We start from the raw sequence: 3,442 nt of genomic DNA on the forward strand, positions 1-3,442 counted from the left end.
GCGGACCCGGCCCGGGGTGAGCAGGTCGGGGGTGAGGGGTTTCTCCCAGGGACGGCGGAGGTCTTCGGCAAGACACCGGGCGAGGCGGAGCTGGGTGTAGGCGGTCAGGACCAGCCAGACCCAGCGGTCGGCCTGCTCCGGGTGCCGCAGGCGGGGCCGGGTCAGGCCGAGGGTCTGCTTGAGGAAGCGGAACGTGTGCTCGAGGTCAAAACGGCGCAGGAAGATCCGCCAGAGACGATCGACGTCATGGGCGGCGGCGTCGGGGACCGAATGCCACAGCCACAACGGCTTGGGGTCCCGGTTCCCGGGTAGGTGCTCGACCGCCAGATGGACCAATGTTCCTTCAACGATGGGGAGTTCACCATCGTGGTTGGCCCAGCTGCCCTGGCGGCGTTCCAGTTTCGGGTGGAGACGTCCCCAGCAGCGGGCGGTCACGGTGCCGAACCGGTCATGGCGGGTGGCCGACTCCTGGACTGGTGACGGATGCGTGGCCGCATCGGCCAGCCGGAACTCCTCGCCATGGCGGGGTTGCCGGCCGGGCGTGGGTCCTTTGCGGCGGCCGGCCGGGTGGCGCATGACCCGGTCCGCGCGGATCCGCCCCAGCAGTCGCACCGGCTCATCGCGCAGGAGCCAGGTCAGGCGCACGACGTCGTAGCCGGAGTCCAGGACGAACAACACCTTGGGGTCGCCCTCGCGCCACTGCCCGGCCTTGCGAAGCCGTTCCAGCAGGTCGTGGATTTGGGCGGCGGTGACCTCGGTCGGATCGTCATCGGGGCCTATACGGACCGCATCGAGGACCCCGGTCCACGAGGAGCGGCCACCGCCCAGCGCGGCGGCGACCTGGTACGGCCAGCCCGGGATCGTCTGCCGGACGCCGTCGCAGCGGCATGGTCGGTAGCAGTGCAGTCGCTGCGGTGAGCATTCAGCGTCGGGTCGCGGCCAGGGCGTCACATCCACCGCGATCGACAGCTGCCGGTCCGATCCGCGCGGCAACTCCAGCCCGGCCAGCGCAAGTTGCATTCGTCCGACATCAATCCGGCCGTTCGCCAGGGCGTCGTACATGGCCCCGTGCCCGCGCCGGTGCACCGCCTCCAAACTCAACTCCGGGAGCGACACCACAGGTCCCGCGGCACACAGCACCGCATCCACCAGCTCGAACAATGCATCCGCGCGGCTGGGCATCGCCTCATACAACTCCATCCGAAAGGAGGACAGTTCAGCCAATGCCGACCGCTGAGCGGCTGCATGGACCACACTGGACACCGACGACCTCCCGGCCCGTTGTGAGACTCGACATCACACAGCGTGAACCGGAGGTCGTCACCATTTCCGGCGAATCCCCATGTGGGTGAACAAATCAGCCACCGGGCGATCGCGGAAGGTTAAAAGTCAAGCGTACGTCCAGCAGCTCGGGCATCGTCCCAGTTCAGAGGAGGTGGAGAGGATGTAACCGGGCGTCAAGCTCAGGGCAGCCAGCCGGTGCGAGTCCGGTCCGGGGAGACGCCAGGGTCCCCGGTAGCTGACTCCCGGCGTCGTTCGAGAGGGCGGCGTCGAAGTGGAGTGACAAGCGTCCTTCGGGGGCGTGCGACCGACCAGTCCGCAACATCAAGTGAAGCCTGCAGCACCGTCATTTAACTCCCGCTTCGAGAGGGGTGGGCCAAGGAGGAGCCGAGCCTGTGCTTGAAGGGCGAAGGCCATGGAAGGCGTCCCAGATCCTGGAGCGGGCGCTCAAGAACCTCCCGGTGTAAGGGGCGTGGAATGGTCGGACGGGTGTCCTGGGAACTGGAGAGGGCCTACTCGGCTCCGGGCATGCGGCCCGGGAGTGTGGCTCGCCTATAACCGGCGGAACCGGGAAGTGGCGAGCTGCCGAGAGGCAGTCGGAGGGGGTCGTAGTAGTGCCGATCGGCGGGACAACACAACCCGTTGGGAGCGAAGGGCCCCTGCTTCATCGATGCTGACACGAACAAGGAGGGGCCCGGGTGAGTGCCGAAACGGCTGTGTCCGCCCGCCGGGAGGACACAGGCCGCGGTGAGCGGCGTCCTCTGGACAAGGTCCGAGCCTTGCAGTGGACGCTCTACCGCTGTGCCAAGCAAGAACCCGAACGCCGGTTCCATGCCCTGTACGGCCACGTCCACCGCATGGACGTCTTGTGGCGGGCGTGGTCCAGCGTGTGTGCGAACCGGGGCGCCCCCGGCGTGAACGGCGTGACCGTCGACCAGGTGGCGGCCTCGGGGGTGGATGAGTTCCTCCAGGACCTGTCGGAGCAGTTGCGGACGCATACGTATCGTCCGTCGGTGCTGCGACGGGTCCAGATTCCCAAGCCGGGGCGGCCGGGGGAGTTCCGGCCGCTGTCGATCCCCACCGTGGCGGACCGGGTGGTGATGACGGCCGCGAAACTGGTCCTCGAACCGGTCTTCGAGGCCCAGTTCACCGAGGCGAGCTACGGATTCCGGCCCAAGAGGTCCGCGATCGACGCGTGCGAGGCTGTGCGCGTCGCGGCGAACCAACGGCAGGAATGGGTGTTCGAGGCCGACATCCGGGACTGCTTCGGGACGATCGACCACGATGCGCTGATGGCCCAGGTGGCCCGACGGGTCGTGGATCGGTCGATGCTGAAGCTGATCCGGGCGTGGCTGCGGATGGGAGTACTGGAGGGCGGGGTGACCTCCCCGACCGGGGCAGGGACTCCGCAGGGCTCACCGATTTCCCCACTGCTGGCCAACATCGCCCTGCACGTCCTCGACGAGGCGTGGCAGGGCCGGGGCCGGCGGCTGGGGACGTTGGTGCGCTACTGCGACGACTTCGTGGTCCTGTCGCCGACCAGACAGCGCGCCGAACAAGCGCGTGAGCTGGCGGCGGTGGTGCTGGGCGGGCTCGGGATGCGCTTGCATCCGGAGAAGTCCGGCGTCGTCTGCCTCACCCGGGGCGGGCAGGGTTTCGATTTCCTCGGATTCCATCACCGGAAGGTGGAGTCGTGGAAGTGGCGGGGCAGGTTCTACCTGCAACGCTGGCCCTCGGCACGGGCGTTGGGGGTGCTGCGGGACAAGATCCGCGTGGCGACCTCCAGGTCCCGGACCGAACGGCCGGTGGCCGCCGTGGTGGCCGACCTCAACCCCGTACTCCGGGGCTGGGCAGCGTACTTCCGCAACGGCAACTCCGGGCGGAAGTTCAACGCGGTCGATGGTTACGTTCACGAGCGGCTGGCGATCTTCGCCAGTCGGAAACACGGCCTGCGGGGCCGGAACTGGACCACGCGGTTCACCTACGCGTGGATCAGTCGGCTTGGGGTCTACCGCCTGACCGGGAACGTGCGCGGGGCAATGGTGCATGCCAGCCGGTGAACGATGTCGGAAAGCCGTGTGCGGGAGAACTGCATGCACGGTTTGAAGCGGCGGGGACTGGAAACGGAGCAACGGCCACCGCGCCAGTCCCCGACCCTACT

The 3,442-nt window shown here is 68.1% G+C and carries 2 protein-coding genes; one reads left to right on the top strand and one right to left on the bottom strand.

What is annotated here, in order from left to right; all coding sequences use genetic code 11:
* The coding region (locus tag AB0O11_RS39160; protein ID WP_363397351.1) for an NF041680 family putative transposase at positions 1-1,263 on the bottom strand (1,263 nt) is incomplete at its 3' end.
* A gap of 716 nt (positions 1,264-1,979) precedes the next feature.
* Here AB0O11_RS39160 and ltrA point away from each other — a divergent pair.
* Positions 1,980-3,341, top strand: coding sequence for a group II intron reverse transcriptase/maturase (gene ltrA / locus AB0O11_RS39165; RefSeq protein ID WP_363397354.1), 1,362 nt, complete (start codon positions 1,980-1,982; stop codon positions 3,339-3,341).
* Positions 3,342-3,442 lie beyond the last annotated feature (101 nt).

The organism is Kitasatospora sp. NPDC093102 (genome assembly GCF_040683915.1).
Lineage (GTDB): Bacteria > Actinomycetota > Actinomycetes > Streptomycetales > Streptomycetaceae > Kitasatospora.